Origin of the sequence: Microvirga sp. KLBC 81, assembly GCF_003075415.1 — a bacterium.
Taxonomy (GTDB): domain Bacteria; phylum Pseudomonadota; class Alphaproteobacteria; order Rhizobiales; family Beijerinckiaceae; genus Microvirga.
On sequence record NZ_QDAH01000323.1, the window covers coordinates 1 to 560 of the forward strand.

The window sequence follows — 560 nt, forward strand, 5'->3', positions numbered from 1 at the left end:
GGCTGGGAACCTTCTCTCCGGCCGAAGACGGCATCGAGCGCGTCGCCCTGGTACGCGACAGCCTGATGCTGTTTTGCGATGACCGCTCCATATTTGCGAATGCAGACACGGCCAGATGGCGCGATCTGGCGGATCAGCCGTTGATCACGCTGACGCGCGACAGCGGCATTCGCCTGCTGGTCGAAATCGGTTTCGAAACAAGCGAGATACCGCTGAAGCCAGCTTTCGAGGTCAGCCAGGTGACAACCGCCCTGGCGCTCGTCGAGGCGGGATTGGGGGTGGCGGTGCTCCCGGCCTACGCCTTGGCAGCAGCGCGTCACCGCAAGGTGGTCGGCAAACCGCTGATCGATCCCAACATCGCGCGCGAGGTGGCCATGATCCACGCCACCGGGCGGTCCGTATCACCGGCCACACAGGCTTTCGTCGCGGTCGTGAGACGCTATGCGCAGCGCCTCATCCCACGCGAGAACAATTAACGAGGCTGCAGGTCGCCATTGATCAGGCGCAGCAACGCCTTGGAGAGCGCGGCTTCGCTGTTCGCCAGATCAAGAACCACATCG

General features: G+C 63.4%; 1 protein-coding gene. It reads left to right on the plus strand.

Annotated features, from left to right (window positions below; genetic code table 11):
- Positions 1-476 (plus strand): LysR substrate-binding domain-containing protein (locus DC522_RS34010; RefSeq protein ID WP_245444795.1); only part of this gene is annotated, 476 nt, incomplete at its 5' end.
- Positions 477-560 lie beyond the last annotated feature (84 nt).